Origin of the sequence: Enterococcus xiangfangensis, from assembly GCF_005405365.1 — a bacterium.
GTDB classification, from domain to species: domain Bacteria; phylum Bacillota; class Bacilli; order Lactobacillales; family Enterococcaceae; genus Enterococcus_A; species Enterococcus_A xiangfangensis.
In genome coordinates, this window is record NZ_BJDX01000001.1 from 164,237 (window position 1) to 189,924 (window position 25,688).

Sequence of the window (25,688 nt, forward strand, 5' to 3'; positions counted from 1 at the left end):
CGTTTCAAAAACTGATCAGATACTACTAGATTTCAGTTTATTGCTGGTTTTCTTCATGAAGTCATGAGTCTACTGCAAGAAGTTTCTTACTACATCTTTCATTGAATAAAAAAATAGCCGAAGCAGCTGCTTCGGCTATTTTTTGGCTAATTGCAATAATTCTTTGGCATGCTCAATCGATAGATCCGTGATTTCCGTTCCTGCTAACATCCGCGCTATTTCTTCTATACGATCTTTTTCAGTCAATTCTTCTACTTTAGTCAGCGTGCGGCCAGCTGTGATTTCTTTACGAATGAATAATTGATGATCGGCCCTAGCTGCGACTTGCGGCAAATGAGTAATACAAAGCGCTTGCGAATTTTGACCAATTTGATAGATCTTATCTGCGATTGCTTGCGCCACTCGTCCACTTACGCCAGTGTCGACTTCATCGAATACAATACTGGTCAAGCCTTGTGTTCTTGAAAAAATCGTCTTCAATGCCAGCATGACTCGAGAGATTTCTCCACCTGAAGCAACTTTGACTAGCGGCTTCAACGGCTCTCCTGGATTGGTCGTGATATAAAATTCTACTTCATCAATTCCCTCTCCACCAAAAGCGACCGGCTTAAATTTCACCTCAAAGCGCGCATTTTCCATATACAGACTTTTTAATTCATCTTGAATCGCTGCTTCTAGTTTTCTAGCCATTTTCTTTCGGGCAGTTTGCAGTTTCTCTGCTAATTTTTGCAGCTTCTCTGCTTTAGCCGATAACTCTATTTCTAATTTTTCAAGCTTATCTCCTGAAAAATCTGAATCCAACAATTCTTGGCTAATTTGCTCATAATAATTTAAAATGATCTCGATTGAATCACCATATTTTCGTTTCAATTGGTGAATCAACTCCAAACGCTCATTAACTAAATCCAAACGCTCTTCGTCCAACTCCAATAGATCCAACTGGCGCCCGATCTCGCTGACAGCATCTTGCAATAAATAATAAGCGCTGTGAACATTATCGGAAATACTCTCATAATCCTGATCTAAAGAAGCAATCGTCTGGAGCTCTTGACTAGCCGAACCGATCGTATCTAATGCGCTTGTTTCTTCATTAGTCATCGCTTGGTAGCTGTAAGAAAGACTGTCGACAATCTTTTGATAGTTTGTCAGTTTTTCACGTTCTTCTACTAATTTTTCTTCCTCACCGCTGACTAGTCCAGCATTGCTGATTTCTTCTTGTTGGAAAGTCAGCATATCGATTCGCTGAGCAAAAGATTGCTCGTTTTGTTTGAATTTTTTCACTTGATTCACTAAAGAGACATAGTCTTTGTAAGCCGCTTGATAATTACTTTTGGTTTTTTGAAAAGCTGTATCACCAAAACTGTCCAGCAGGCGCAAGTGTGATTCCGGGTGCATCAGCTCTTGATGATCGTTCTGTCCTTGAATATCGACTAGAAATTGTCCGATTCGGCGCAAGTTAGCCAACGTTACGATCCGGCCATTGACGCGGGAAACGCTTTTTCCAGAAATATTTAAATCTCTTTGAACGATTAGTCCCGCTTCGTCGACTTCGATCCCAAACTCTTCTAACAACAAACGAAATTCAGGCTGTTCGGGTAAATCAAACAGTCCTTCTACTAAACATTTATCGCTGCCTTGGCGGATATATTCAATTGAAGAACGGGCACCCGCTAACAAGCTGACGGCATCGATAATGATTGATTTTCCGGCACCAGTTTCACCGGTCAACGCAGTCATTCCATCAGTAAAACTTAAATGTAACGAAGAAATGATCGCAAAATTTTTAATTGTCAATTCTTGTAACATTCTTCTTATTCCCCTTTTGATCATACTTGCTAACTATTTTGACTTTTCTCAGTGATTTCTTGGTGGATTCGCTTAGCATCTTCTTCTGTTCGAACGATCAGCAAAATACTATCATCATCATTCAACGTCGTAAATAAATTTGTCATAAATTGCTTTTCTAATAGATTCGCACAAGCCGCCGCATTTCCCGGCAGTGTTTTCACGTTGATAAATTTCTCCATTTGATCAACAGAGACCACTGCTTCTTTTAACAGATCAGTCAGTTTTTCATTTACGTCTTCTTGTTCTTTACGCGGTAGGCTGTAACGATACCCGCCATTTTGTGCCGGTACTTTAATCAATTTCATTTCCTTGATATCTCGTGAAATCGTTGCTTGCGTTACCGCCACGCCCCGTTGCGCAAAGATCGCTACGAAATCTTCTTGCTTTTTCACGTCGTGTTCACTCAAAAGTTGAGTGATGATCCGGTGCCGTTCTTGTTTTCGCATTCCTTCTCCTCCAAATTATTTAGCTAGTTGCTGATGAGCCTCTGATACTACGCCTTCTAAGCTGATTGCTGGATTTATGACACCTGTTTCCGGCACTTTTTTCAAATGAGCGAGAAATTCAATATTCCCTTCACCGCCTGTGATAGGAGAAAAAGTCAATCCTTCCACATCAAATCCATGAGCGATAGCAAAGCTGGTGATTTCTTCTAAGACCATCAAATGTATTTTAGGATCTTTGATGATTCCCTTTTTACCGACAAATTCTTTTCCGGCTTCAAATTGAGGCTTGATCAAGGCGATTACATCCCCGTCATCTGTCAAAATGTCATGCAATGGCGGTAAAATCAATCGCAATGAGATAAACGAAACATCAATCGTGGCAAAATTCGGTTGCCCCCGGTCAAAATCGGCCAATTTAGAGTAGCGAAAATTGGTTCGTTCCATTACGACTACGCGTTCATCTTGGCGTAATTTCCAAGCTAGCTGGTTGTAGCCGACATCTAACGCATAACTCAATGTCGCACCATTTTGCAAAGCAACATCTGTGAAGCCGCCTGTAGAAGAGCCAATGTCTAACAATATTTTTTGATCAATCGCTACATCAAAGAACTTTAATGCTTTTTCTAATTTTAATCCGCCGCGGGAAACATATGCCAAGCTTTGGCCTTTGACTTGTAAAATCGTTTCGAGCGGAATCTTTTCACCTGGTTTATCCAGCCGTTCGTTTTTTTGATCGTAGACTAGTCCCGCCATTACGCCGCGTTTCGCTTTTTCTCTCGTCTCAAAAAGCCCTTGATTAAAAGCTAGTACATCTACACGTTCTTTTTTCATTTCGTCCCCTACTTCATAAATAGATTTATTCTTGCATTGAGTTGACTACTTTTCTAAGGCAAAAAGTGTTAGTAGTTCTGTAAAAATCTGCGGTTGAAATTCTGCGGTCTCTGCTAATTGTTGAATGATCATTTCAGCTTGACTTAATTCATCCGTCAGAGCTTGATGCGCACCTTCTAAACCTAATAATGCTGGATACGTGCTTTTCTCTGATTTTTCATCTTGACCAACTTGTTTGCCCAATTCCTCAGTAGTCCCGACAATATCTAACAGATCATCACGAATTTGAAAAGCCAAACCGATGTGTGCACCAAGTTTTTCAAGCCGTTCTAACACGTACTCTGTCTGATTGGCTAAAATACCGCCTGCTACAAATGCATAGGTCAGCAGCGCGCCTGTTTTTCCGTGGTGAATAGTTTTTAATTCAGTAAGCGAGACATGTCGCTTTTCTGCAGTCATATCTCCTGCTTGCCCAGCTACCATCCCGCCGATCCCAGCGGCTTTTGCTAACAGCTGAATCAATAAAACATTTTCTGTTGCACTCAGCGTCGTTTCACTGATCAATTGAAAAGCACTGGTTAGAAGACCATCTCCAGCTAGAATTGCCAGCGCGTCGCCAAAAACTTTATGGTTCGTCGGCTGACCGCGTCGCAAATCGTCATTATCCATCGCAGGCAGATCATCATGGATCAGCGAATACGTATGGATCATTTCAAGTGCTCCGGCTGTTTGATAAACAGGCAGTGTGATTTCTTTTTGAAACGCTCGAACAGTCGCCAAAACAATTAACGGCCGAATTCGTTTGCCGCCTGCTTCAATTGAATATAGCATGCTTTTTTTTAGTTCATTATGGGTAGTGTAGTTGGTGATGAAATCAATGATCTCTCTTTCAACTTTAGGTAGCTCTTCGGCAGAAAGCTGCTGCAACATTAGGCTTCCTCCTCACCTGCAAAAGGGACTTCCTCATCTTCACTCATCATTTTTGTCAACATTTTTTCTGCTTTGGTCAATGTATCTTGGCATTGTTTACTCAAAACCATTCCTTTTTGAAAAACTTCTAGCGCTTCTTCCAATGGTATATCGCCGCGTTCTAGCTGAGTTACAATTGTTTCTAGTTGTGCGATTGATTCTTCAAAGGTCGTGTTCTCCATTATTTTTCCCCTTTTTCAATTTCTAAAACGGATGCTCTCACGGAGCCATCCACAAAGTGAACCGTCATTTCTGCTTCTTCTAAATCGTTTACTGAACGGATCACATGATCATTTTGAGTCGTATAAGAAAATCCGCGTCCCATCGTCTTTAACGGACTCAATAAATCAAGCGATGTGATTGCTTGCTGCAGACGTCGCTGCTGATTTTCTAAATAACCTTGTATTTGTTCTTGCAATCGTTCATGTAAATATTCTGTCTGTTGTTGTGCTTGCTTTACACGACTGACGGGATTGGCTTGAACTAAACGATTGTTAGTTTGCATTAATTCTCGTTCTCGTTGATTTACTAACACAGTCATGTTTTGCTGAAGTTGTTGTGTTAAACGATCTAACTGGACACTTTGCGCTTCATATAAGCGATTCGGCTGTCTAAAAATATACGATTGCTGCAGCCGCTCAAAGCGCTCTTTTTTTCGCTGCAATTGATGCAGAAAGGCTTGTTCTAAACGCGCTTGTTTTTCTTTAATCCGTAAAATCTCTTCCGATAAAACTGGTACTGCTAATTCTGCCGCAGCAGTCGGTGTCGCAGCCCGTACATCAGCAACTAAGTCCGCAATCGTCGTATCTGTTTCATGCCCCACAGATGAAATAATCGGAATCGGCGAAGCAGCGATCGCTCGCGCGACAATTTCTTCATTGAACGGCCATAAATCTTCAATCGATCCGCCGCCTCGCCCAATAATCATCGTATCAAAGTCCAACATCTCAGCCTTTTTGATATTTTCAACAATATTGGCCGCGGCTTTATCCCCTTGGACAACCGTTGGAAATAAAACTAACTGAGCAATAGGATAGCGTCGTTTTACTGTCGTGATGATATCACGAATGACTGCACCGCTAGGACTGGTCACTACGGCGATTCGTTTAGGATAACGAGGTAATTGTTTTTTCGGTTGTGAAAATAGACCTTCTTTTTCTAGTTTCTCTCGTAACTCTGCCAATGCTTGGTATAACGCTCCTACACCGTCAGGTTCCATATGATCAATATAAATTTGATACATCCCGCTAGCTTCATACAAAGCGATCCGACCTACTACTAAAACTTTCATTCCTTCTTTAGGAGTAAATTTCAATTTTTGGAAAGCACCTTTGAACATGATCGCGTTGATTTTAGAGCGTTCATCTTTCAAACTAAAATATTGATGGTTATTCGGCCGCATGCGAAAGTTAGAGATTTCCCCGGTCAAATAGACCCGCTCTAAATAGGGGTCTACATCGAATTTTCGTTTAATATATTTATTTAACGCACTGACAGTCAAATACTCTTGTGCCATTTGAACACCTCTTTATTATTTATGATCCAATACTTGGCGTTCACAACATTCGACTGTTTGCTGCATCAACATTGTAATGGTCATTGGACCTACACCGCCTGGAACCGGCGTAATGTAGCTGGCGATTGGTTCGACTTCATCGAATTTTACATCGCCAATCAATTTACCGTCTTCATTTCGATTCATCCCAACATCGACTACAACTGCTCCAGGCTTGATGAATTCTTTTGTCACAAAATGCCCTTTGCCGATTGCTACAACTAAAATATCCGCTTTGCTAGCAACCTTTGCTAAGTCTTCTGTTTTTGAATGAGTCAATGTCACTGTCGCATCCGCCTCTAAAAGTAAGATCGCCATCGGCTTGCCGACAATATTGCTTCGGCCGATTACAACCGCTTGTTTACCAGCCAATGGGATATCATATTCTTCAAACATCTTCATAATACCGTATGGTGTACAAGGAATTGTATGCGGCATCCCCGCAAATAATCGTCCCATATTCATCGGATGGAACCCGTCGACATCTTTTAACGGATTGATCGCAAGCAATACTTTTTCTTCATTGATGTGCGCTGGCAATGGCAGCTGTACTAAAATACCGTGGAACTCGTTGGATTCATTGAAATATTCGATTTCTCTGATTAGCTCAGCTTCAGTGATCGACGCTGGATAACGTCTTACTTCAGAATGAATCCCGATCCTTTTTGCAGCACGTTCTTTATTTCTTACATATATTTGACTAGCGGGGTTCTCTCCGACTAGTAACACGACTAAGCCAGGGTGGATATCTTTTGCTGCTAATTTTTCGACTTGTCTCGCCGTTTCTTGTTGAAGCTTCTCTGCTAATTTTTTACCATCAATAAGTTGCGCCATGTTACTTCCCCACTTCTTTCCTCTAGATAGTTTAAATGAAGCTGGGTAAATAGCTTTATTAGCTATTTGCCCCAGCTTCATCGATTTCTTTCATTACATTAGATAAGATTCCATTGACAAACTTCCTCGACTGATCATCACTGAAAGTTTTGGCTAATTCGATTGCTTCATTTAGAACCACTCGATTGGGCACTTGAGTGTTGTACAGCATCTCATAGATCCCGATTCGCAAGATAATCAAATCCATTTTTGCAATTCGTTGAATCGACCAGTTAGAACGCAAATGTTTTTGGATGATCGCATCTAGTTCTGCTTGGTGCTCTACGACTCCGCCGACTAATTCATCCAGATAAACCGGAACAAATTCTTCTTCGTCTTCACTGACAAATGCCTGTTGGTCAATGCTCAACGCATGGTTGATCGCATCTTTTTTAGTTAATTCTTGATTGAAATCCAATGGAAATAATGCCTGCAAGGCTTTTTCTCGGATCTCATGACGTGATAGTTCTTTACTCATTATTTTCCTCTTCATCATTAAATAATTCTTCTAGGGACGGTTGTTCTAATTTTTCCGCAACAACGCCGACTACGTGAATATTCACTTCACTTAATTCGACATCCGTCATAAACAAGACTTGTTGTTTTACACGTTCTTGCATAGCCATCGCCACTTTTGGTACAGAAGTGCCATAGTCAAAATAAGAATAGATATCGACTTTTAAGCCGTCTTCATCATTTTTAAGATAGACACCTTTGCCATGAGCCGCTTTACCAAGCAATTCTGTCACATTGCTAGCTAAAGATCCGCGCATCCCATAAACACCGTCGACTTTTGAAGCCGCAATTCCGATGATCACTTCGATTACTTCTGGTGCAATGATAATCTCGCCAAGTTCAGGGCTTTCGCCTAAAACTAAATTTTTTTCGTCTGCCATCTTACTCTCCCCTTATTCCTCCAAATATCCTTATTTCCTCTATCAGAAAAAATAAGTCTGATGTTTATGCCTTATACTATCTGACTGTGCTATCAAAAACGGCGGTTGATTATTAAGATCTAAATTTCTCTAATGCAGAAATTCAAAAAATCTTATATACCTTCCCGTATGTTGCCCATCTTTGCAGATTTGCTTCTAGTTTATCATTTCTTGATTACTTACGCTACTACTCTATTATCTTTATAAAAGGATGAGTTCTTTTGGCGCTTTAGTCAAGATTCGATTGCCTTGTGCTAAGATCACTAAATCATCTTCGATCCGAACACCGCCAAGTCCTGCTAAATAGATTCCCGGTTCATCCGTAATAACATTTCCAACACTCAAAGGATGATTATTTGAACGGCTGATATTCGGTCCTTCGTGGATCTCCATCCCAATACCATGACCCGTTGAATGTCCAAAAGCCTCGCCATAACCAGCCTCAGTAATAAAATCTCGGGCTACTGCGTCTAGTTGTGCGCCAGTCACTCCTGTTTGTGCTGTTTCAATAACTTTTAATTGGGCAGCCAAAACGATTTGATAAATGTCTTTTAACTGTTGACCCGGATTACCAATCGCAAAAGTCCTTGTAATATCTGAAACATAGCCTTGGTAGACACAACCAAAATCAAGCGTAATTAAATCGCCTTGTTCAATCATTTTCTCACTGGCAACACCATGGGGCAAAGCAGATCGTATCCCGCTAGCCACGATTGTATCAAAAGAAGTACCGCTGGCGCCCAGCGAACGCATAAAGAAATCAAGTTGATTAGCTACTTCGATCTCGGTCATTCCGGGACGAATCATTTTTAAAATATACTCGAACCCTTCATCCGCGATCGCACAGGCTTTCTCAATGATCGCAATTTCTCCAGCATCTTTTTGCTCACGTAATTTTTCGATCATCCCGCTGGCCGGAGCCAATTCTGCATCGATTACTTCTTCAAACACAGAATATTCCGCATAAGTCATCCATGCATCTTCAAATCCCAGAACATGGATACCTTCTTTTTCCACCAATTTAATGATCTCACCGACGATATCTCCTTGCTGTTGGATGATCGTCATTTCTTCAACTTGTTCGTTGGCTTGCTCTGTATAACGAAAATCCGTAATAAAGAACGCTTTGTCTAATGTGATGAACGCCAGACCCGCAGTTCCAGTAAAATTCGTCAAATACCGAAGATTTGCCGAACTTGTGACTAAGTACGCATCAATTACTTCGTTTTTCATCAATGCACGTAATTTCTCGATTCGTTTTATCATTCTTATCACCCATCTTCCATTATAACAAAGAGTTTTAAAAAGCAGAACGAACAAGTCCAGAAAAACAAAAAGGTTCTTAAAACAAAAAAACAGGAACCGTAATCTTGGCTCCTGATGTCAGTTTTTATCGCCGACTGGTGAATAAAGAAACGACCGCTACCACGATCACAGCTCCTAAGATCGACGGTACTAACGCCATCCCAGCTAATTGCGGCCCCCAGTGACCAAAAATCGCTTGACCAACATAGGACCCAACCAATCCAGCAATGATATTAAATAAACAACCCATCTGTTTGCCGCGGCCAGAAAGCCCGCCGCCGATTGCTCCAATCACGGCACCGACTATTAAGGTCCAAATCATCCGTATCCCTCCTACTCCAGATTACTATTTTTAGCTCAACACACACCTAATTATTGTTGTCCACACGTATCTCATTTAAAGAAAAAAATCTTTAATTTTTAAACTAGCAGAGTCTTTTTTAATCCCCATCATTAAATACTCACAGCGCTTGTCAAGTACCTAACAAACGCTTTTTTAAAAAGTTTCTCAGTTGTGAAACTCAGCTAAAGTTTGATATAAAAGCTTTTTCCCGTTTGTAAGCGGCTAAACTGGTCAATAAAAAACCTTTTTTACCGTATCCTGTGAATAACTTTTTATTGAACCAACTCTGATCTCAGTTTTATTGTATTTTTTCTCCAGTCAATGTTTCCTAATTGATAGGGAAAATCATCACTTACTGTAAAACTTCCAAATTCTGGAATATTTGTTTTATTCATTCGAGCATTGCCTTTAGCTAAATAACCTGTTCCTAGCTTTAACATGTCTTTTAAACGAAGATTGCTACCGGCATATTCTTTGACTGTTCCATAATTATTAGTAATGGAAGATAGCCGTGGACGAACCGTTTTGCGTTTCATCAGCCGAATGATATCTTCTTGTCGTTCAAATACATCGATTCGACCATCGGGATCAATCTGATAACTGATATACGCATCGATTTCAGCCAATGTCAGGCGCTGTTCCCCTTTTGCAAAGGACTGCCCAGTTTTTACAGCAAGAAAATCTTTATAAACCGTCACCGGCATTTTACCGTCGTCTTCTAGTCCCGCTTCTTTTACTCCGCGTAAAAAATCTGCTTTTTTTAAAATTAAATATTTCTTTACTTCAAGCGAAAAAGCCGCTGAAAAATAAACTAAGAATTTTTCGATTGGCACTTGCATATAAAGTTCACCCAATGATAGTTTTTTGATCTTTATTTCTGGCGAGATCCGCAACAACCCATTAACCCCATCAGCCAAGTCATAAACAAAAAAACTAGAATATTCCTGATCTTCAAATACAAACAAAACTTTCATACCAATCTTCCTCTCTAAAATAAGTTTATAGAAAAATGAAAGAAAAAACATCCGCCGGAAGACTGAACTAAAAAATAGCGACTATTTTTGATTATTGAATTCTATTCATCTCTCTGATTTCCATAAAAAATGAACTATCTCTAGAAATTATTATTCGGCTATCAAAAAAAGTTTATTATTTTGAAAAATAGAAATGACTTGGTACTAAATAGATAGATTAAAAACAAATTCAGAAATAGCATCCAAATTCCAAACTAGCTACTAGAATCATACTATTTATAACCGCCCAACAGCTACCTAATCAACAAGCTTCTAACACTTAAAAGAGATTGGAGATATTGGAGAAATTTATTAGGCGTGCGACTGAGGAGGAATTTCGTTTATTCTCATGACTGGGATTTCAGCTATCATGCAGCTGTAACAAATCAATAGTTTCCAAGTGCGATCCACGTTTATTACTAGATTAATCATTACGATAGTTTCTGCAACTTCCGTTCTTTATAATATAGAAACTTGGTCGTTAGTCAAACAATCCCTTATCCACTTTCTAATCATGTTGGTAACGGTCTTTCCATGTCTTGTATTTAGCAATTGATTCCCAAACAATACAACACAAGATTTACTTAAAATATTAGAAATTTTTCTAGTCTCAGGAATAATCTTATGGAGCATTTTGTACCTGTTATTCAAAAAAATCTTAAAAGACTAAAAAATCATCTGTTCGAGAAAAACACGAACAGACGATCTTACCTTTTGTATTTTTCACATAAGGAAAAAGTATAAAAATAAGAAAGTTTTTTTGTTTTTCTATTCCTGAATACTTTCTCCGTTACTCGTAATAACCTTTTGATACCAATCAAAAGAATCCTTTTTAAACCGTTGTAAATTCCCGTTTCCATCATTATCTAAGTCCACATAAATAAAACCGTAGCGTTTACTCATTTCTCCAGTACTTGCGCTGACTAAGTCAATCGGTCCCCAAGTTAAGTAACCTAGGCATTCAACATAATCTTCCTCCACCGCTTGTTTTACTGCATTGATGTTTTTTTGTAAATAATTTATCCGATAATCATCATGCACTTTCCCGCTTTCAACTTTATCGGTAGCACCTAAACCATTTTCAGTAATAATAATCGGTAACTCGTATTTCCGGTACAAGTAATTCATTACATAGCGGATACCTGTAGGGTCAATGCCCCATCCCCATTTTGATTGTTCTAAATATGGGTTTTGAAGTCCTCCAAACAAGGATGATTCACCTTTTACTGGAATGTTTGGTTCTGAAATACTAGACATATAATAATTTAATCCAATAAAATCAATTGATCCATTAGAAAAATCTTCCACATCACTCGGCTGATTGCTCAACTTAACGCCCAAGGCTTGATACTGTTTCATCTTGTAGTTAGGAAATTTGCCATTACACATAGCATCCACTTGATAATAATCTCTATCGTTGTCTAAAAAGCCTTTCAATATATTTTCTGGTTGACAATCATATGAGTAAATCGGATTTAAGCCAAAAACACAACCTATTTTATTTTCAGGATTAATCTCATGTCCTAGCGAAGAGCTTCTTAAATTTACAAAGCCAAGCTTTTAATGGCGGAATCCTTGGCTTCTTGAGTGATCACTGTGTATTGCAATTAAACTGGTAATCTAAAAATGTTCAAATGTTCTATCTTTCCACATTTTTAGAATCAGCGTGATTGAGTTGCCGCACCTATTAAAATAAATTTTGTTCTATACTTTTTTAAGTTTATAATTAAGGAAAATGAGTGAAGTGAAAGGGTGACTGTTTATGAGCAGGTACAATAGCAATGATTATTTTAATGATCAATTTCTGGCTAGCCAAGCCGATCAAGCTAGACAAGCAGAAATGCGTCAGCTCACATCTACGTTAGTGAATCTAAGCGAAAAGCAACAAATTGCTACTTTAGAGCTTGAACTAGCCAAAGCAACCGATCCAGCTGTCAGGGCACGTCTGCAGGCATTGCTAAACAAAAAAATGCGTGAAAGAGAACAACAGCAAAAATCTGCAACTATCATGGCGGTTATCATGTTGTTTTTTGTTGCTGGCGTTGCTGCCTTTGTATTTTTCTGGTATCTCCCTAGTAGAGAAAACAGTAGCAGTCTTGATCCGAATAATGCGGCACCTGCTGTTAGTTCTACATTTTCCAGTGATACAGATGATTTAGTACAATCTAGCGACAATACAACGTACGCTCAAAACAACGAAGCTGCAGCAGATCAAAAATCTAGACAAAATTCCACCGCTACAAGCGGCACAATTACAAAACCACAATTTAGGCAATGGGTCGCTAACGTCTGGAATCAAAAAAGAAGTGGTAGTAATAACGAAGCTGACGTATTAAATAATCCAAAACTCAATCTTGTGGTCTCGAAGGATGATGAAGGATACGCTGTCGCTAGGATCAGTATAGTACAGAGCGATACGATAGATTATTATCGAATTAATTCAGATGGGCAGTTAGAAGAAAGTAATTTTTACATGAATCAAGGTCAGACAACTGGATGGACTGTAGTTTCAACTACGCCTCCGCCAGTAAGTAGCGTAATGCCGCAAGCACAATATGACCATACACAGCAAAATACAGCCGATCCGCAAAAAAGCGCAAATGCGCCTAGTGATCAAGAGATAGCTCAAACTGTAAGAAATCTGCTGGAGAGTAAAGGCTTAAATAGGGAAGTTTTAAATTCTATTTCAGATAGTGAAATTGTTGATAATACTGTTGGTACGGTTACTACTAGCCAAATAGTACAAACTGCAAATAACCTAACAGCAAAATATCCCAATTTGAAAAATTAGGTCTTACTATTTAACATGATACAGTGAGCCTTCGAAATGCAACGAAAGCCCTAGCTGGTTATGCAGCTGGGGCTTCTATTTGTTTATTCCTTTTCCATTACCACGAATGATTGATGAATCTTCACTAATCACTTAAAGATCGAAGCTCATAACGGCGGTGTCTGCGCCTTCTTGTATGATCCCAATGTATCGCAGTTTTTCCCGCTAGCTTCTAAGGAGTTACTATTGAAAGTAAAAGTTAGCTTAGAAGAAATAGAAAACAAAAAAGCAGGAATCAAATCCTGCTTTTTTTGAGCTAATGTTTACTGTATTATTTATTTCCCTTTTCGTTTCTTCCAGCCAGCTAATGCTGCGCCGACAACGGCAATTCCGACAATCATCAGTCCTGACCCTGCGATCATTCCCGTCTGCGGGAAACTTTTCGCTTTTGTGCCGGCAGATGGATAAGATTTGCGAGTAGTTGCTGAGTCGTTTGCTGTACCGATTATTTGTCCATCAGAGGTTTTAAGCAATTCTAAGTTTGCAATTGCCGTTTTTAACTCCTCTAACGCTGTTGCAGTTTGTTCGGCCGTTGCTTGATCATCCGCCAAAATTTTTTTGGCTTGTGCTAAGGCTTCTTCGTAATTCTTCCAACTTTCCTCAGTGTAATCTTCTTTATCACGTTGGTTTTCTTTTTCTTTGTTGACTAAGTCTTCTAATGCTGATTTATTCGTTTCCCATTGGGCAAATAAAGTGATCGATCCGTTTGACTCCGCAACCAAATTTTCTACTTCTTGTTTATCAGAATAAGAAGTTCCCGTGCCAGCTGCTTGCGTATTCCAACCAAGGAAGGTATAGCCTGATCGAGTAAATTTATTTTCTGATAAGTTTGTGGCTAGATCATAGGTCATCTGTTGCGGAGCAAGCTCTCCTGAGCCGCCATTTGAGTCAAAATTGATGCTATATTGATTTGCTTCCCATTGAGCGCTAAGCATTAAGTTACCTGTGGTGCCGCTTTGGATTTCTTGAACGATTTCTCCTGGATCTGTACCAGCTCTTTGTGCCGTGTCCTCCGACACTAACCAACCTAAGAAGGTATAACCATTCCGTTCTTGTGTAGGCAATTTGATAACATCCGATTCAACTGTATAGGTGATTGGTTGGAGCGAATCATTATCAAAGGTAATCGTGTACTCAATAATCTCCCATTGAGCCGTTAGCGTACGATCACCGGTCTCTCCGGCCTCAATAGCTTCCACTTTTTTCTCTTCATCGTACCAACCTACGAACGTGAAACCCTTTCTAGTTGGTGTAACAAAATCCGTAATTCCAGTTTCAATCGTGTAGTTTTGATCTGGTACGGTACTACCCCCCGCACTATCAAAAGTTACATTGTATTTGGTCATTTCCCATTGAGCAAATAAGGTGATTGAACCATTTGGCTCAGCAACCAAATTTTTCACTTCCTGCTTATCAGAATAAGACGAACCCGTTCCATCTGCTTGTGTATTCCAACCGAGAAAGGTATATCCTGGTTGGGTAAATTTATTTTCTGGTAGATTTTCAGCTAAATCATAAGTCATTTGTTGAGGAGCAAGTTCCCCCGAACCACCATTTGAATCAAAATTGATACTGTACTGATTCGCTTCCCATTTAGCGATTAATACACGATCTCCAGTTTCCCCGTCCTCAATGGTTTCCACTTTTTTCTCCCCATCGTACCAACCTAAGAATGTGAAACCCTTTCTAGTTGGTGTATCGAAATTCGTAATTCCAGTTTCAATCGTGTAGTTTTGATCTGGAACGGTACTTCCTCCGGCACTATCAAAAGTCACGTTGTATTTGGTCATTTTCCATTGAGCAAATAAGGTGATTGAACCATTTGGCTCAGCAACCAAATTTTTCACTTCCTGCTTATCAGAATAAGAAGAACCCGTTCCATCTGCTTGTGTATTCCAGCCGAGGAAAGTATATCCTGATCGAGTAAATTTATTTTCTGTTAGATTTTTAGCTAAATCATAAGTCATCTGTTGGGGATCAAATTCTCCTGACCCACCATTTGAATCAAAGTTGATACTATACTGGTTCACCTCCCATTGGGCAAATAAGGTAATAGAACCGTTCGACTCTGCGACTAGATTCTTCACTTCTTGTTTATCCGAATAAGAAGAGCCTTTACCATCTGCTTCTGTATTCCAACCGATAAAGCCGTAGCCTTTTTGAGTAAATTTATTTTCTGGTAGATTCTCAGCTAGATCATAGGTCATTTGTTGCGGAGCCAGTTCTCCTGACCCACCATTTGAATCAAAGTTGATGGTGTATTCATTTGCTTTCCACTGAGCAAATAAGGTAATAGAACCGTTTGACTCAGAGACCAAATTTTCTACTTCTTGCTTATCCGAATAAGAATCACCCTTACCATCTGCTTGTGTGTTCCATCCAGTAAAGCTATAGCCTTTGCGAGTAAATTTATTTTCTGTCAGATTCGCGGCTAGATCATAGGTCATTTGTTACGGATCAAGTTCTCCCGAACCACCATTTGAATCAAATTTGATATTGTACTGATTTGCTTCCCATTTGGCAGTCAACGTACGATTGCCGGTTTCCCCAGCCCCAATAGCTTCTACTTTCGTCTTCCCATCGTACCAACCAGAGAACGTGAAACCCTTTCTAGTCGGTGTAGCAAATTCTGTAATTCCAGTTTCAATCGTATAGTTTTGATCTGAGATAGCACTTCCTCCAGCACTATCAAACGTCACGTTGTATTTGGTTATATTCCATTGAGCAAATAAGGTAATTGAACCATTTGGCTCAGCAACTAAATTTTCTACTTCTTGCTTATCCGAATAAGAATCACCCTTGCCATCTGCTTGTGTGTTCCAACCAGTAAAACGATAGCCTTTTCGAGTAAAATTGTTTTCTGTTAGATTCTCGGCTAGATCATACGTCATTTTTTGGGGAGTAAGTTCCCCTGATCCGCCGTTTGAATCGAATTTGATATTATACTGATTCACTTCCCACTGAGCGTACAGATCAATAATTTCTCCATCAATCATAGAAATATTTTTTACTTCTACTTGGTCCGCAAAATCTTCACCGTCTTTACCATCTTGCTCAGTGCTCCATCCTTTGAAGGAGTATCCGGTTCTTTCAAAAGTATTTTTGGACAGCGGCTGCTCCTCATCATAACTCAATGTCTGGCTTACCATTGTACCTGTTCCACCATTTTCATTGAATCGAACAGTATATTGATTCAAGCGCCACTTTGCGATTAAAGTAATAGGAGCTGATATCTCCATTTGTTCAAAATTAAATTTCTGTCCATCCAACATCCAGCTCTCAAGCTGATGATGATCTTTAGTTCCTGTATAATCGGGATCTTGTGCAAAATCTCCTTCCAATATTTTTTGTGCCGGTAATTGATCATCTTCATTATTTGTAACAAAGGAGACTTCATGACTTTTTTGAATCGTGTACACATGGACTCCGCCATCGGACAGACTATTGTGTTCTTCGATCAATTGGGTAGTTGAATCATAAATTTCCACAGCATCATCTTTTACCCAATGATAGTTGGTTTTTCCTTCATTCTCAGAAGAAGACAATTCACGCAGTTGCTGGATACTATCTAGTTGGAAAGGCTCTGATAGCTTTAGTTCTATAAGGTTATTACAGCCAAGAAACATATTCTCGATGTTCTCTATACTCTCTGTGCTCCAATTTGATAAATCCAAGCTAGTAAGGCTGCTACAACCAGCAAACATACTACCCATTAACTGTACATTTCTAATATCCCAATTTGATACATTTAAATTAGTAAGATTACTACAGTCAGCAAACATATAGGCCATAAACTGTACATTTCTAGTATTCCAATTTGATAAATCCAAGCTAGTAAGGCTGCTACAACCAGCAAACATACTACCCATTCTCTGTACATTTCTAGTATCCCAATTTGATACATCTAAATTGGTGAGGTTACTACAGTCAGCAAACATACCAGTTAAGGACAGTACGTTTTTGATATCCCAATTTGATACATCTAAGCTGATAAGACTACTGCAATTAATAAACATAGCATCTGTTCTTTGTAAGTTCTCTGTGTTCCAATTTGATACATCCAAGCTGGTAATATTACTACATCTATAGAACATATAACTCATGTCTCGTACGTTCTGAACATTCCAGTTGGATACGTCTAAGCTTGTAAGGTTATTGCAGTCATTGAACATAAAACTCATGTCTCGTACGTTCTGTGTGTTCCAAATAGACGCATCCAATCTAACAAGAGCACTACAGCCATAAAACATACGCTCCATGTCTGAAATAGCTGTAGTATCCGCATCTGCAAATGCTGCTGTAGTAATAACCTTGTTATCCCTAAATAAATTGTAAAATGTCCCCATCAATTTCACTGGATTCAAACCATCTTTTGATTCTTCAATCTCAAATGTTCTTGTTGTTGTCCGCAACTTATTACCTATCGCAGTTGCTAAATTGATTTGTACAGGCATATCATTGATTTGAGATGGGACGATAATATTCACTCCGTCGCCTGTGTACGCAGAAATGACCATATAGCCATTACTTTCTTCGGCGACCCATTCGGAGACCTCTGATTGGGAATCTTTTTGACTCACCTGAGCTTCTTCTTCGGAATTTTCTACAGTTGATTCAGTTATTTGTTCAACTTCTTTAGCGCTTGGTTCTGTCTCTTCGATTTTAGGTACATCCTGAACAGGTTCTATTTGAGTGAGCGGATCACTTATTTTCAGAGTTGACAACTGTGAGTCTTCGGGAATAACACCACTAGTACTCCCTACCAAAGTTTCACCCGCAAATACTTGAATTGGAACAAGTGCATAATTTCCTAATAACAAAAAGGATACCCCAACCATACTGATCAGCTGCTTATTAAACTTTTTGAAAACAAAACGTTGTCGCTGAGAACCAGTCTTTATCAATCTAGTTTTATCAGTTTTCTTCATTTTCGATGCCTCCAGCCTAAGAATTGTTTTATTAAAAATTTATTATTTGTTAATAAAATTATAACAATAAAAATAATATTAAACAATATATACCGTTAGAAGTAATCGATATGATTCTTTGTAATCTATCGACAGATAGTGAAATAATATAAAACTCCATAATATTATGATGTTTTAGCATAATATTTATACCTATTTATTACGATATACTAGACAGCCAGCTCGAAAAATTCAACTGCACGAAGAGTTTTTGAATTAGTATAAAATTTCCATTGCTGAGTTTTATGATACTGGCATAAGAATCAAGCTCGCCATACCGATGATTATTATTGTCTATTTAGGACGTTTTCAAATAGATATTCACTAATGATTGACGATGTTGAGTTTTTAGTGAGCGATTAGGATGTGTATTTAATAATTGATAATACTAGGTTAAAAAAAGAGCTTTATGTCCGATCCCCAGTTTGTTTCGCAACCCTTCAATACCCAACTACTATCACTGAGCCCCTAAAAAGTCCCGCTGCAAATTAGTAGTAAAATATGTTACAATTAATTCGAGGAAGGTGAGTAATATGTTGAATATCAAACCTGTTTCTGACTTGAGAAATTACAACAAACTTCTTGAACAAGTCACAACAGATGATCCTGTTTTTCTAACAAAAAATGGTCACGGAAAATATGTTGTTGTTAACATTGAAGATTACGATCGTTTGATGACCAGCTTGGAAATCGTTGAAAAATTGAAAAAGGCAGAAAGTAACGGCACCGTTTCCCTTGATGAAGCAAAGAAAAGGTTCGGTTTATGAGGTATAACGTTACATTAACTAAGGAATTACTTATTGATTTGGATAAATTGGCAAACTATCTTACTAAACAGTTTTCAGAAGATACCTCTAACGAAGTTCTGGCGAGGTTATTTGCGACTTTTGATTCATTGCAAGAATTTCCTCAAAAAGGAAAAGCTGCTACAGAGTTGATGTTTACTTTCAGTGGCTATATGTATTTGCCGCTTGAAAAAAACGTTCTATTTTATAAGATTAATGAGAAAAGAAAAGAAGTACAGTTATTACGAATGTTTTCTGTAAACGAGGACTTCATGAAGAAATTTGATTCGTTTATTAATTAAGCTTAGAAACGTCTATTCTGATGAACTTAGCCCCAAAAGAACCCCTAGAGAGTCTAATCTCTCTAGGGGTTCAAACTATATAATTCCTATTCTCCAATTATATTATAGATCCAGGCTTCGAACGGCCGTGTCCTTGTCTTCTTGGGTGATTCCAATGTAGCGCAAGGTTTCACGCTGGCTACTATGGTTTAACAGGTCTTGAATGAGCGTTAAATCTGTTCCATTTTTATAGAGGAAATACCCAAACGTCTTCCGCATAGAGTGCGTACCAATATTTTTCAGATGGGCACGTTCAGCAACGCCAGAGATCACACGCCAAAGGGTCACACGATCCAATGGTTGATTCTCCCCATTACGGGAAGGAAAAAGATACAGATCAAACTCTCCTGCAGCAAGGGCTTCAGAGAAATTTTTTTGTACATAGTCTAAAATTAATTTCCGTAACTTTTTTGAGATATAAACGGAATTACTTTTTCTGGTCTTCTGTTCCTTCATTTCTAATCGATCTTTGGCAATTATTCGATTGCGAGAAATTTCTACCACGTCTCTCAGCTTCAGAGTTCGTAAATCGGAGATCCGATAAGCGGTGTTAATTCCAATTGTAAACAATAAAACATTTCGTTCCCCATTTTTCCCTGCAGCTAAAAAAAGTTTCATGTCCTCGATCTTTTTTTTGTCTCGAATCGGCTCGACAAATTTCATTTTTGGTCCCCCTAACTAACGCAACATAAACAGAGTATATCATAGTTTAAGTTGCGTTAAAAATAGACGAACAAAAAAGCGGCAACAAAAAAACAGATTTTCCCTTAGAGCCGCAAGGGATCACGCCATTTTCACCAACGCAACACAACAAGGTTGTGTTGCGTGATAAAATTTTATAAAGGAGTGATATCAATGCTTACAGCAAAATCTAGATTACAAGGGAGTTCTGTTGTAATAACCTTGCCTTCCGATAACGGAAAGAAACCAACAGAAAATCAAGAATACATTGTAGTATATTCTGATAACGGAACAATTACGTTAGTTCCTAAAATCGAAGATCCATTTAGTGGTGGTGAAGAAGCTGAGTATTACGAAAAGGACGAGTGGGACGATTTAGTTCCTGAAGGGAGAGAAATCTGGTAATGACAGAAGAAAGGAATTATATTCCAAAAAAAGGTGATATTGTCTGGATTAATTTTGATCCCTCAGCAGGAAAGGAAATTCAAAAAAGACGCCCGGGATTAGTCGTTTCAAGATATGAATTTAACCGAAAGACCATGTTTGCGGTGATTTGTCCCATTACTTCCACTATCAAGCAGCTACCTACTCGCTATACCTTACCTGATGAAGCAGAAACGACAGGACAAGTACTTATTTCTCAGTTAAAATCACTTGATTTCAAAGAACGAAAGCTAAAAAAACCGAAGGCCTACCACTTGCAGATATGGCCAAAATTGATCAAATACAATTGTGTTCGTGGCGTTGATTGGATTGAGTAATACATACTCAAATAAACAAAAAGACCGTCTTTTAAGTAGAGTAATAAAACTTGATGACGTAACTTTAAAACAGTTGCGAAATTGGCGACAGGAACAAATGAAGATTATGCTTTTGCATGGTTACAATAGTAAGTCTCCACAACAATTCTTATTCACCACAAAAGAGAATAAGCTCTATTATCCGCAAGCCGTAAATGATTGGCTTAACTGGATTTATAAGAAAACTCCAATGGATGTAAAAATTACTCCACACGGTTTTCGGCATACACACTGTAGTCTGTTGTTTGAAAGTGGCGCTTCAATAAAAGAGGTACAAGAAAGATTAGGCCATAAAGATATCAAAACAACCATGAACATTTATGCTCACGTTACCCCTAAATCAATCAAGGAAACTGGCGATAGATTTGCTAAATTTATGGGTGAATGATCAGCAACGTAGCCAAAACAAAAAAACATCAAATAAAAAAGCTCGAAACGCTGTAATACCAACGTTTCGAGCACTCGTTTTATTATTAACCAACTGACCCTTCCATTTAAGAATTGGCTTTGTTGGAATTTGTAAATACTATTAAATCAATATAATTTATAGAAAAAGCTACTACTAAATAAGTGTACATTCCTTTCTATTTTTACAAACAGATAGACTTTAGTTAGCTTTTTCTAGCTGGGGGCATTATCTTCTAATCCGCTAAATATTTTTCTATTTCATTTTTTCTAATTTTAATTTTTTTCTTATAAAATTTTCCAAACGAATCAACCGCACGAAATTCAATCAAAATTTGTTTTTCTTTGTCCTTATCTATCTTAGGCATTATTTGCGTCTTAGTATAGTTATCAAATAAATATTTACTATACATCCAAGTATCAGCTTCAAATGGAGATATTATCATTGGTAATTTTGAGAATCTCCCCAAATCTTCATCTGTAAGCAATATGCCACCACTTATAAATTTCTTTTTTATCCATCTTCTCTTATATACATTAACCTTTATTGTCGATATTGTAATTGGAAATTTACTGTAATTAAATATCTCACAAGAAATAACAGAAATAGGATCAATAAAATTTCTTGTGGGGTGCATAACTGAAACCTGCCTTTTTATGCCATTAACTTCTAATTTGCCTTTTCTTCTTTCATCTCGAACTGCTAACCATAGCGATACCCAAACAGCACCGATTGTTCCTATAGCACTCAACCAATTCACTAATTGCTCATTTTGCCATATGTTTTTTATCACCCAATCCATTTAATTCACCTCAATTTATTATACAAAAAAACACGCCCATAAAGGACGTATAAAAAGCATTTAACATGGAAGAGCCATTCACTTTGCAGTCAGTTTTTTTATATTCCCAGTCCATAGAAAATAATTATTAGGGTCAAAATAGTAATAGTTGGAATATAAAACCATTTTTGAGTTGTCCCCTTAAGCACTTCACTGTAGTCATACTTGCTTACTTTTCTTTCTATTTTTAAGTCGTAATCTTTTTTTATACCGGTTCTTACTTCTTCATAAAGGTCTCGGTATCTCCGTTCCATAATCAAATAAAAAGTATCCAAAAAATAAAAGCTTATTAGTGGGAGAGCTATAATCAAGATAAAATAGATTCTAAACTCTGTAGAACGTTCGGAGAAAATAAGCAAAGCTGATATTAAGGTTATACACCAACCCTTTACGGACGTTGATTTTCCCGATAGCCTATTTATAATACCTTGAATCATCTCTAAATGTTTCGCTTTATCGTAATCATTGCTCATAAATTTTCTCCAGAATTGGTATATAGTATAACGCGTCTAGAGTCTCTGGCCCTTTGACACCATTTTCATTACTTTGTTGCCACCTCAACAAATCTAGCCAGCCAATTTTTTTTAATTTTGACAGATCAGTTTTATATCTAATATTGAATTCAGTGCGTTTCTCTATACTTTGCTCTGACTCAAGAAGAATTTTTCTCACTTCTTCAAGTGAATACCTGGGGTTTCTTTTCTCAACGATATTAAAGGTTGATATTTCATTGTACAGCCAAGGAGAATAGGTTTGATCACTATCTTCCGGATCCAACTTGTCATCAATAATTGAATTTTTCGTATTTAAAAAAAACAAGCATTCTGACCTATCAATCATATTATTCAGAGCTGTAGAAAGCATCATATGAACATGGCTGGTTGTCATGTTTCGTTTTTCATAACTATATGTTTCGCCATTCTCATTCAAACAATAATGATTATCTAGTTCCTTTAATAATTCATCGCTATATCCCCAAACTGTTGAATCAATGAAACAATTTAGTCCAAAATTCTGGAATAACCAAGCGGCCAATTTGATTGCTAACTTCTCATCCTTATGAGAGTGTGAGATAAAAATATCTGCATGAATAGACGGAAACCATTCATTACTTAATTTTGAACCATCTAAATCTTCATTACTTTTTTGAATAGAAGCACTAAGCAACCCTTTATCTATAAGACTATCCGATTTCCTTTTCATTTCCTCTTTATTGACTTTTAAACTATCCGTTATTTTCGACAAACTCATACTTTCTATTTTACCCAACAAACTAATATCGGCATTTGATAAAGACAAATTATATCCTCTAAACACTTCAACAACTCCAGTTATTTTCTTTTAGTATATCAAAAAATCTAACATATAAGATAGCTAGATGGAATACTTTTATTTCAGATCACTCCTTTTTTTCATCTGGATTGACCATCTCAATTTCTAAAAACAAAAAGTAGCAGTCATATAAAATCAGTTTATTCTAGCAAAAAAAGTGTAGCGGACTGACCTTTCATTTTTCTCACTATTCATTTTGCTGATAAATCATCAATTCCAAAACACCGTTTTTTTGATACACATTTGGAAAGTCTTACGGCAACAATTCAAAGCTACCTGAAAATTCAAATAAATCAGGAGAGTACAAATAGTTCTCATTGCTTTCATCAACTATGGATACCCATTTCAAAATACTATCATATCCAACAGCTTTATAAGTTTTACCATAATCAAAAGCTAAGCAAGTGGGACCTATATATTTAGCTTCAATATAATTAATCACCATTCAACCACCTTATTGATTTTACTCAACCATAACCCCATTTTTATATCGTTTCAAGAAATTTTTACTAACTTGATTCTTCCACTTTTCTACTGATTTCTTGCTGTATTTCATCGTTGCTGCAATCTGCTGCATGGTCATAGGCTCTTTGCAAAGGTATGCGTAAAACAACGTTGTGCGTTCTTTTGCGCATAGCAATTGCCATGCCTGAATGATCGCTTGTCTCTCTGATTCAAACTGTTCAAGTGTTTGTAAAGCCGTGTCAGGTATTGCAATGCTTGCATTACAGATCGTTAGCTTCTCCAACTCAATCATTGAAAGAAACTTCCCAGTCAGACGTGCCAACTGCCGATAGTTTTTCAAAATTTCTTTTGCAATCATTACTTGTTGTGAAGTCATAATCACAATCCTATTATTCAATTTGGTTAGTGGATAAATTGTGCCTTGGTTGAAGAAAGAAGGCAGTCGACTTTTCGACCACCCTCCCAACCGCTATTCAACAACTACATTCGTTGCAATTTTACCTTTGCTGTTTTCACCGATCGTATAAACAACCGACTGGCCTTCTGCTAAATTCCGGTAGCCGTCACCGACAATATCGCTATAATGAACGAAAATATCTTGTTTATTCTCATCTGTGATAAATCCATAACCTTTTTCACTGTTAAACCACTTTACTGTTCCATTTTGCATAGTATTTACCTACCTTTTCTATTTTTTTGTTGCATATTTGAATGTTGTTTTTCAAGCAATTTCTCTCTATTTCGTTGATAGTATTCTTTCTTTTGTGCTAGGATCTCTTGACGTTTCTTCTTATAACGTTCTTGATCATAAATTTTTTTGCAGATTTTACATTGAGTATCGAAACCATCTTTATGGCCCGAATGTCTTGTAAAATTTTGATTGCTCAGCTCTTTATCAATACCGCATTTAGAACACTTTTTAAGGATTGTAGTGTTTTGTTCCATTGATTAATCAGCTACTTTCTTCCTACGGGATCGCATATAGTCCTTCATGTAATCTGGGTTCTCTTTTTCCCATTGATTGCGACGTTTTTATGTGCTGCACGTTTGCATCCATCACTACAATATCTTGCATTTTTACGCTGAGTTCCAAAAGTAGAGCCACAAATCACGCATTTTTTTAAGCTCATAAGCCACCTTCTTTCTTGTTAAACGATAGGACACGAGAAAAAATGTACACTGACTGCGTGAAGGTCGGCTGCCAGCCGGGAGGGGTGGGTATCCCCCCTTCTATTTACTCGCTGATTGCTTTTAAATTTGTTTTTGATAAGTTATACCTCAATTAATTAAAGCTTATTAAACATGCATTAAATGATTAATTGAAGTTCTTTTTATTCAAATATTTTTATTAGTTTTTTTCTTATGAAGATGAATAGAAGCCAGTGGCTGTAGCTGGTGCTAGTCCAACAAATCAAGTCGCTAGACTTCTTGGATGATCCTCGTTTGATCTCGTGAATCATTTTGTTCTGATTGATTGACTCAAACCTTTGCGAATACACTGCATAATCGCAAGTGGCTAATAACCGCTCTAAGCCTTGCTACCAAGCTATCTATGGTCGTTTTATCAGAATCATTAATTGGTTAACTATAGTAAGCGATTTGAGAAGTGTGTAAAGTAATAGCCACACCACAATCGAGATCAATGTTGTAACGAGTATCTAGGTTATATTGCCATTGAGCTTTATTCCGTATCGTTCCTGGTAGTCCTAAATACTTACCTGCAACCCTACTACATACTCTGTCACCAGAACGAAATGCCTCCATTAGTCATTCATTCCTTTTAAATTCTTAAGCATCCCTCTTAGAGCAGTTTCCCGTTTCAAAGATTCCTCAGATTTAACGCCTGTCTCTCGTTCGAACCTATCTTCAATTTCTTTGGCTGCTTTTTGCTTTTCGGCTTCAATTTCAGCGTCCCGAATCTTTTTATCATCCTCATAAGAAGAAGCTATCGCCTTATGAAAAAGAGCGGTTGATTCTTCTATCTGTTTTTTATTGCGGTCGGTGATTGCCTGCATGCTATCGGCAAATGCTTGTTTTTGCTTTTGATGGTCCTCCGCAACTCGTTCTTCCATGCCTTTAATATCGATATAATTTTTATCTGTCATTGATTCGTCTCTCCTTT

The 25,688-nt window shown here is 37.8% G+C and carries 28 protein-coding genes and 3 pseudogenes; 7 read left to right on the forward strand and 24 right to left on the reverse strand.

Translation table 11 applies throughout. The features are described from left to right. Positions 1-135: 135 nt before the first annotated feature. The 12 genes from recN to FFM68_RS00865 form a co-directional block, all read right to left on the reverse strand. Positions 136-1,806, reverse strand: coding sequence for a DNA repair protein RecN (gene recN, locus FFM68_RS00810; RefSeq protein ID WP_137617554.1), 1,671 nt, complete (start codon positions 1,804-1,806; stop codon positions 136-138). 29 nt (positions 1,807-1,835) lie between these two features. Then, positions 1,836-2,294: an arginine repressor gene (locus FFM68_RS00815; protein ID WP_137617555.1), complete on the reverse strand. Its 459-nt coding sequence runs from the start codon at positions 2,292-2,294 to the stop codon at positions 1,836-1,838. 15 nt (positions 2,295-2,309) lie between these two features. Then, a complete protein-coding gene (locus tag FFM68_RS00820) occupies positions 2,310-3,125 on the reverse strand; it encodes a TlyA family RNA methyltransferase (RefSeq protein WP_137617556.1) in 816 nt (271 codons plus the stop codon). 45 nt (positions 3,126-3,170) lie between these two features. Continuing rightward, a complete protein-coding gene (locus FFM68_RS00825; protein WP_137617557.1) occupies positions 3,171-4,055 on the reverse strand; it encodes a polyprenyl synthetase family protein in 885 nt (294 codons plus the stop codon). Next, a complete protein-coding gene (locus FFM68_RS00830) occupies positions 4,055-4,276 on the reverse strand; it encodes an exodeoxyribonuclease VII small subunit (RefSeq protein ID WP_137617558.1) in 222 nt (73 codons plus the stop codon). Before FFM68_RS00830 ends, FFM68_RS00825 begins: the two co-directional genes overlap by 1 nt. Then, a complete protein-coding gene (xseA, locus tag FFM68_RS00835; RefSeq protein WP_137617559.1) occupies positions 4,276-5,610 on the reverse strand; it encodes an exodeoxyribonuclease VII large subunit in 1,335 nt (444 codons plus the stop codon). Before xseA ends, FFM68_RS00830 begins: the two co-directional genes overlap by 1 nt. Positions 5,611-5,625: 15 nt before the next feature. Next, positions 5,626-6,483, reverse strand: coding sequence for a bifunctional methylenetetrahydrofolate dehydrogenase/methenyltetrahydrofolate cyclohydrolase (locus tag FFM68_RS00840; protein WP_137617560.1), 858 nt, complete (start codon positions 6,481-6,483; stop codon positions 5,626-5,628). 58 nt (positions 6,484-6,541) lie between these two features. Further along, on the reverse strand, positions 6,542-7,000 hold the full coding sequence (gene nusB, locus FFM68_RS00845) for a transcription antitermination factor NusB (RefSeq protein ID WP_137617561.1): 459 nt from the start codon (positions 6,998-7,000) through the stop codon (positions 6,542-6,544). Beyond that, positions 6,993-7,418 (reverse strand): Asp23/Gls24 family envelope stress response protein, encoded by a 426-nt coding sequence (locus FFM68_RS00850; protein ID WP_137609841.1) that lies wholly within the window; start codon positions 7,416-7,418, stop codon positions 6,993-6,995. Before FFM68_RS00850 ends, nusB begins: the two co-directional genes overlap by 8 nt. Positions 7,419-7,658: 240 nt before the next feature. Continuing rightward, positions 7,659-8,723 carry a M24 family metallopeptidase gene (locus tag FFM68_RS00855; protein WP_137617562.1) on the reverse strand — a complete coding sequence of 355 codons (1,065 nt, stop codon included), beginning with the start codon at positions 8,721-8,723 and terminating at the stop codon, positions 7,659-7,661. A gap of 124 nt (positions 8,724-8,847) precedes the next feature. Beyond that, positions 8,848-9,084: a GlsB/YeaQ/YmgE family stress response membrane protein gene (locus tag FFM68_RS00860; RefSeq protein ID WP_137609843.1), complete on the reverse strand. Its 237-nt coding sequence runs from the start codon at positions 9,082-9,084 to the stop codon at positions 8,848-8,850. Positions 9,085-9,377: 293 nt separating this feature from the next. After that, a complete protein-coding gene (locus tag FFM68_RS00865) occupies positions 9,378-10,079 on the reverse strand; it encodes an LCP family glycopolymer transferase (RefSeq protein ID WP_137617563.1) in 702 nt (233 codons plus the stop codon). Positions 10,080-10,518: 439 nt separating this feature from the next. Between FFM68_RS00865 and FFM68_RS13210 the strand changes: the two genes are divergently transcribed. Beyond that, positions 10,519-10,674, forward strand: a complete 156-nt coding sequence (locus FFM68_RS13210; RefSeq protein WP_244925800.1) for a DUF3021 family protein — start codon at positions 10,519-10,521, stop codon at positions 10,672-10,674. Between the two features lie 212 nt (positions 10,675-10,886). On the opposite strand, the pseudogene FFM68_RS00875 reads toward FFM68_RS13210, so the two are convergent. After that, positions 10,887-11,645 (reverse strand): annotated as a pseudogene (locus tag FFM68_RS00875) (family 1 glycosylhydrolase); the annotation flags it as partial. A 235-nt stretch (positions 11,646-11,880) separates the two neighbouring features. Here FFM68_RS00875 and FFM68_RS00880 point away from each other — a divergent pair. Further along, positions 11,881-12,909, forward strand: coding sequence for a hypothetical protein (locus FFM68_RS00880; protein WP_137617564.1), 1,029 nt, complete (start codon positions 11,881-11,883; stop codon positions 12,907-12,909). Positions 12,910-13,223: 314 nt separating this feature from the next. Here the strand turns inward: FFM68_RS00880 and FFM68_RS00885 are convergent, their stop codons facing one another. Beyond that, positions 13,224-15,395 carry an InlB B-repeat-containing protein gene (locus FFM68_RS00885; protein ID WP_137617565.1) on the reverse strand — a complete coding sequence of 724 codons (2,172 nt, stop codon included), beginning with the start codon at positions 15,393-15,395 and terminating at the stop codon, positions 13,224-13,226. Positions 15,396-15,398: 3 nt separating this feature from the next. Continuing rightward, positions 15,399-17,876 carry a BspA family leucine-rich repeat surface protein gene (locus FFM68_RS00890; protein ID WP_137617566.1) on the reverse strand — a complete coding sequence of 826 codons (2,478 nt, stop codon included), beginning with the start codon at positions 17,874-17,876 and terminating at the stop codon, positions 15,399-15,401. A 572-nt stretch (positions 17,877-18,448) separates the two neighbouring features. Here FFM68_RS00890 and FFM68_RS00895 point away from each other — a divergent pair. Continuing rightward, the gene (locus FFM68_RS00895; protein ID WP_137617567.1) at positions 18,449-18,682 is read left to right on the forward strand and encodes a type II toxin-antitoxin system prevent-host-death family antitoxin; all 234 of its coding nucleotides are present in this window, start codon (positions 18,449-18,451) and stop codon (positions 18,680-18,682) included. Next, a complete protein-coding gene (locus tag FFM68_RS00900; protein ID WP_137617568.1) occupies positions 18,679-19,002 on the forward strand; it encodes a type II toxin-antitoxin system RelE/ParE family toxin in 324 nt (107 codons plus the stop codon). The genes FFM68_RS00895 and FFM68_RS00900 overlap by 4 nt, the downstream gene beginning before the upstream one ends. Positions 19,003-19,104: 102 nt before the next feature. Here FFM68_RS00900 and FFM68_RS00905 read toward each other — a convergent pair whose 3' ends face one another. Then, positions 19,105-19,704 (reverse strand): tyrosine-type recombinase/integrase, encoded by a 600-nt coding sequence (locus FFM68_RS00905; protein ID WP_137617569.1) that lies wholly within the window; start codon positions 19,702-19,704, stop codon positions 19,105-19,107. Between the two features lie 192 nt (positions 19,705-19,896). Between FFM68_RS00905 and mazE the strand changes: the two genes are divergently transcribed. The 3 genes and pseudogenes from mazE to FFM68_RS00920 form a co-directional block, all read left to right on the forward strand. Next, the gene (mazE, locus tag FFM68_RS00910; RefSeq protein WP_137617570.1) at positions 19,897-20,127 is read left to right on the forward strand and encodes a type II toxin-antitoxin system PemI/MazE family antitoxin; all 231 of its coding nucleotides are present in this window, start codon (positions 19,897-19,899) and stop codon (positions 20,125-20,127) included. Further along, positions 20,127-20,470, forward strand: a pseudogene (locus FFM68_RS00915) (type II toxin-antitoxin system PemK/MazF family toxin). Before mazE ends, FFM68_RS00915 begins: the two are co-directional and overlap by 1 nt. 47 nt (positions 20,471-20,517) lie before the next feature. Then, positions 20,518-20,910, forward strand: a pseudogene (locus FFM68_RS00920) (tyrosine-type recombinase/integrase); the annotation flags it as partial. Between the two features lie 253 nt (positions 20,911-21,163). Here FFM68_RS00920 and FFM68_RS00925 read toward each other — a convergent pair. The 8 genes from FFM68_RS00925 to FFM68_RS00960 form a co-directional block, all read right to left on the reverse strand. Continuing rightward, on the reverse strand, positions 21,164-21,730 hold the full coding sequence (locus FFM68_RS00925) for a hypothetical protein (protein ID WP_137617571.1): 567 nt from the start codon (positions 21,728-21,730) through the stop codon (positions 21,164-21,166). A gap of 98 nt (positions 21,731-21,828) precedes the next feature. Beyond that, complete coding sequence (locus tag FFM68_RS00930) at positions 21,829-22,242, reverse strand: hypothetical protein (protein ID WP_137617572.1); 414 nt, start codon at positions 22,240-22,242, stop codon at positions 21,829-21,831. Next, positions 22,232-23,086 (reverse strand): toll/interleukin-1 receptor domain-containing protein, encoded by an 855-nt coding sequence (locus FFM68_RS00935; protein WP_137617573.1) that lies wholly within the window; start codon positions 23,084-23,086, stop codon positions 22,232-22,234. Before FFM68_RS00935 ends, FFM68_RS00930 begins: the two co-directional genes overlap by 11 nt. A gap of 268 nt (positions 23,087-23,354) precedes the next feature. Continuing rightward, positions 23,355-23,543: a hypothetical protein gene (locus FFM68_RS00940; protein ID WP_137617574.1), complete on the reverse strand. Its 189-nt coding sequence runs from the start codon at positions 23,541-23,543 to the stop codon at positions 23,355-23,357. A 21-nt stretch (positions 23,544-23,564) separates the two neighbouring features. Beyond that, positions 23,565-23,942: a hypothetical protein gene (locus tag FFM68_RS00945; protein WP_167483426.1), complete on the reverse strand. Its 378-nt coding sequence runs from the start codon at positions 23,940-23,942 to the stop codon at positions 23,565-23,567. 93 nt (positions 23,943-24,035) lie between these two features. Then, positions 24,036-24,236: a cold-shock protein gene (locus tag FFM68_RS00950; protein WP_137617576.1), complete on the reverse strand. Its 201-nt coding sequence runs from the start codon at positions 24,234-24,236 to the stop codon at positions 24,036-24,038. A gap of 5 nt (positions 24,237-24,241) precedes the next feature. Then, a complete protein-coding gene (locus FFM68_RS00955) occupies positions 24,242-24,511 on the reverse strand; it encodes a hypothetical protein (protein ID WP_137617577.1) in 270 nt (89 codons plus the stop codon). An 818-nt stretch (positions 24,512-25,329) separates the two neighbouring features. Next, entirely contained in the window at positions 25,330-25,671 is a 342-nt protein-coding gene (locus FFM68_RS00960) for a hypothetical protein (RefSeq protein ID WP_137617578.1), read from the reverse strand. Positions 25,672-25,688: the final 17 nt, after the last annotated feature.

Excerpts from the sequence above, each read along its gene's own strand:
- FFM68_RS00960 (WP_137617578.1), bottom strand. The coding sequence starts at position 25,671 with ATGACAGATAAAAATTATATCGATATTAAAGGCATGGAAGAACGAGTT.
- xseA (WP_137617559.1), bottom strand. The coding sequence starts at position 5,610 with ATGGCACAAGAGTATTTGACTGTCAGTGCGTTAAATAAATATATTAAA.
- mazE (WP_137617570.1), top strand. The coding sequence starts at position 19,897 with ATGCTTACAGCAAAATCTAGATTACAAGGGAGTTCTGTTGTAATAACC.
- FFM68_RS00950 (WP_137617576.1), bottom strand. The coding sequence starts at position 24,236 with ATGCAAAATGGAACAGTAAAGTGGTTTAACAGTGAAAAAGGTTATGGA.
- FFM68_RS00885 (WP_137617565.1), bottom strand. The coding sequence starts at position 15,395 with ATGACCTATGATCTAGCCGCGAATCTGACAGAAAATAAATTTACTCGC.
- FFM68_RS00930 (WP_137617572.1), bottom strand. The coding sequence starts at position 22,242 with ATGAGCAATGATTACGATAAAGCGAAACATTTAGAGATGATTCAAGGT.
- FFM68_RS00900 (WP_137617568.1), top strand. The coding sequence starts at position 18,679 with ATGAGGTATAACGTTACATTAACTAAGGAATTACTTATTGATTTGGAT.
- FFM68_RS00830 (WP_137617558.1), bottom strand. The coding sequence starts at position 4,276 with ATGGAGAACACGACCTTTGAAGAATCAATCGCACAACTAGAAACAATT.
- FFM68_RS00855 (WP_137617562.1), bottom strand. The coding sequence starts at position 8,723 with ATGATAAAACGAATCGAGAAATTACGTGCATTGATGAAAAACGAAGTA.
- FFM68_RS00905 (WP_137617569.1), bottom strand. The coding sequence starts at position 19,704 with ATGAAATTTGTCGAGCCGATTCGAGACAAAAAAAAGATCGAGGACATG.
- FFM68_RS00825 (WP_137617557.1), bottom strand. The coding sequence starts at position 4,055 with ATGTTGCAGCAGCTTTCTGCCGAAGAGCTACCTAAAGTTGAAAGAGAG.
- FFM68_RS00860 (WP_137609843.1), bottom strand. The coding sequence starts at position 9,084 with ATGATTTGGACCTTAATAGTCGGTGCCGTGATTGGAGCAATCGGCGGC.
- FFM68_RS00820 (WP_137617556.1), bottom strand. The coding sequence starts at position 3,125 with ATGAAAAAAGAACGTGTAGATGTACTAGCTTTTAATCAAGGGCTTTTT.
- FFM68_RS00840 (WP_137617560.1), bottom strand. The coding sequence starts at position 6,483 with ATGGCGCAACTTATTGATGGTAAAAAATTAGCAGAGAAGCTTCAACAA.
- recN (WP_137617554.1), bottom strand. The coding sequence starts at position 1,806 with ATGTTACAAGAATTGACAATTAAAAATTTTGCGATCATTTCTTCGTTA.
- FFM68_RS00945 (WP_167483426.1), bottom strand. The coding sequence starts at position 23,942 with ATGACTTCACAACAAGTAATGATTGCAAAAGAAATTTTGAAAAACTAT.
- FFM68_RS00880 (WP_137617564.1), top strand. The coding sequence starts at position 11,881 with ATGAGCAGGTACAATAGCAATGATTATTTTAATGATCAATTTCTGGCT.
- FFM68_RS00895 (WP_137617567.1), top strand. The coding sequence starts at position 18,449 with ATGTTGAATATCAAACCTGTTTCTGACTTGAGAAATTACAACAAACTT.
- FFM68_RS00955 (WP_137617577.1), bottom strand. The coding sequence starts at position 24,511 with ATGGAACAAAACACTACAATCCTTAAAAAGTGTTCTAAATGCGGTATT.
- nusB (WP_137617561.1), bottom strand. The coding sequence starts at position 7,000 with ATGAGTAAAGAACTATCACGTCATGAGATCCGAGAAAAAGCCTTGCAG.
- FFM68_RS00850 (WP_137609841.1), bottom strand. The coding sequence starts at position 7,418 with ATGGCAGACGAAAAAAATTTAGTTTTAGGCGAAAGCCCTGAACTTGGC.
- FFM68_RS00890 (WP_137617566.1), bottom strand. The coding sequence starts at position 17,876 with ATGAAGAAAACTGATAAAACTAGATTGATAAAGACTGGTTCTCAGCGA.
- FFM68_RS00815 (WP_137617555.1), bottom strand. The coding sequence starts at position 2,294 with ATGCGAAAACAAGAACGGCACCGGATCATCACTCAACTTTTGAGTGAA.
- FFM68_RS00865 (WP_137617563.1), bottom strand. The coding sequence starts at position 10,079 with ATGAAAGTTTTGTTTGTATTTGAAGATCAGGAATATTCTAGTTTTTTT.
- FFM68_RS00925 (WP_137617571.1), bottom strand. The coding sequence starts at position 21,730 with ATGGATTGGGTGATAAAAAACATATGGCAAAATGAGCAATTAGTGAAT.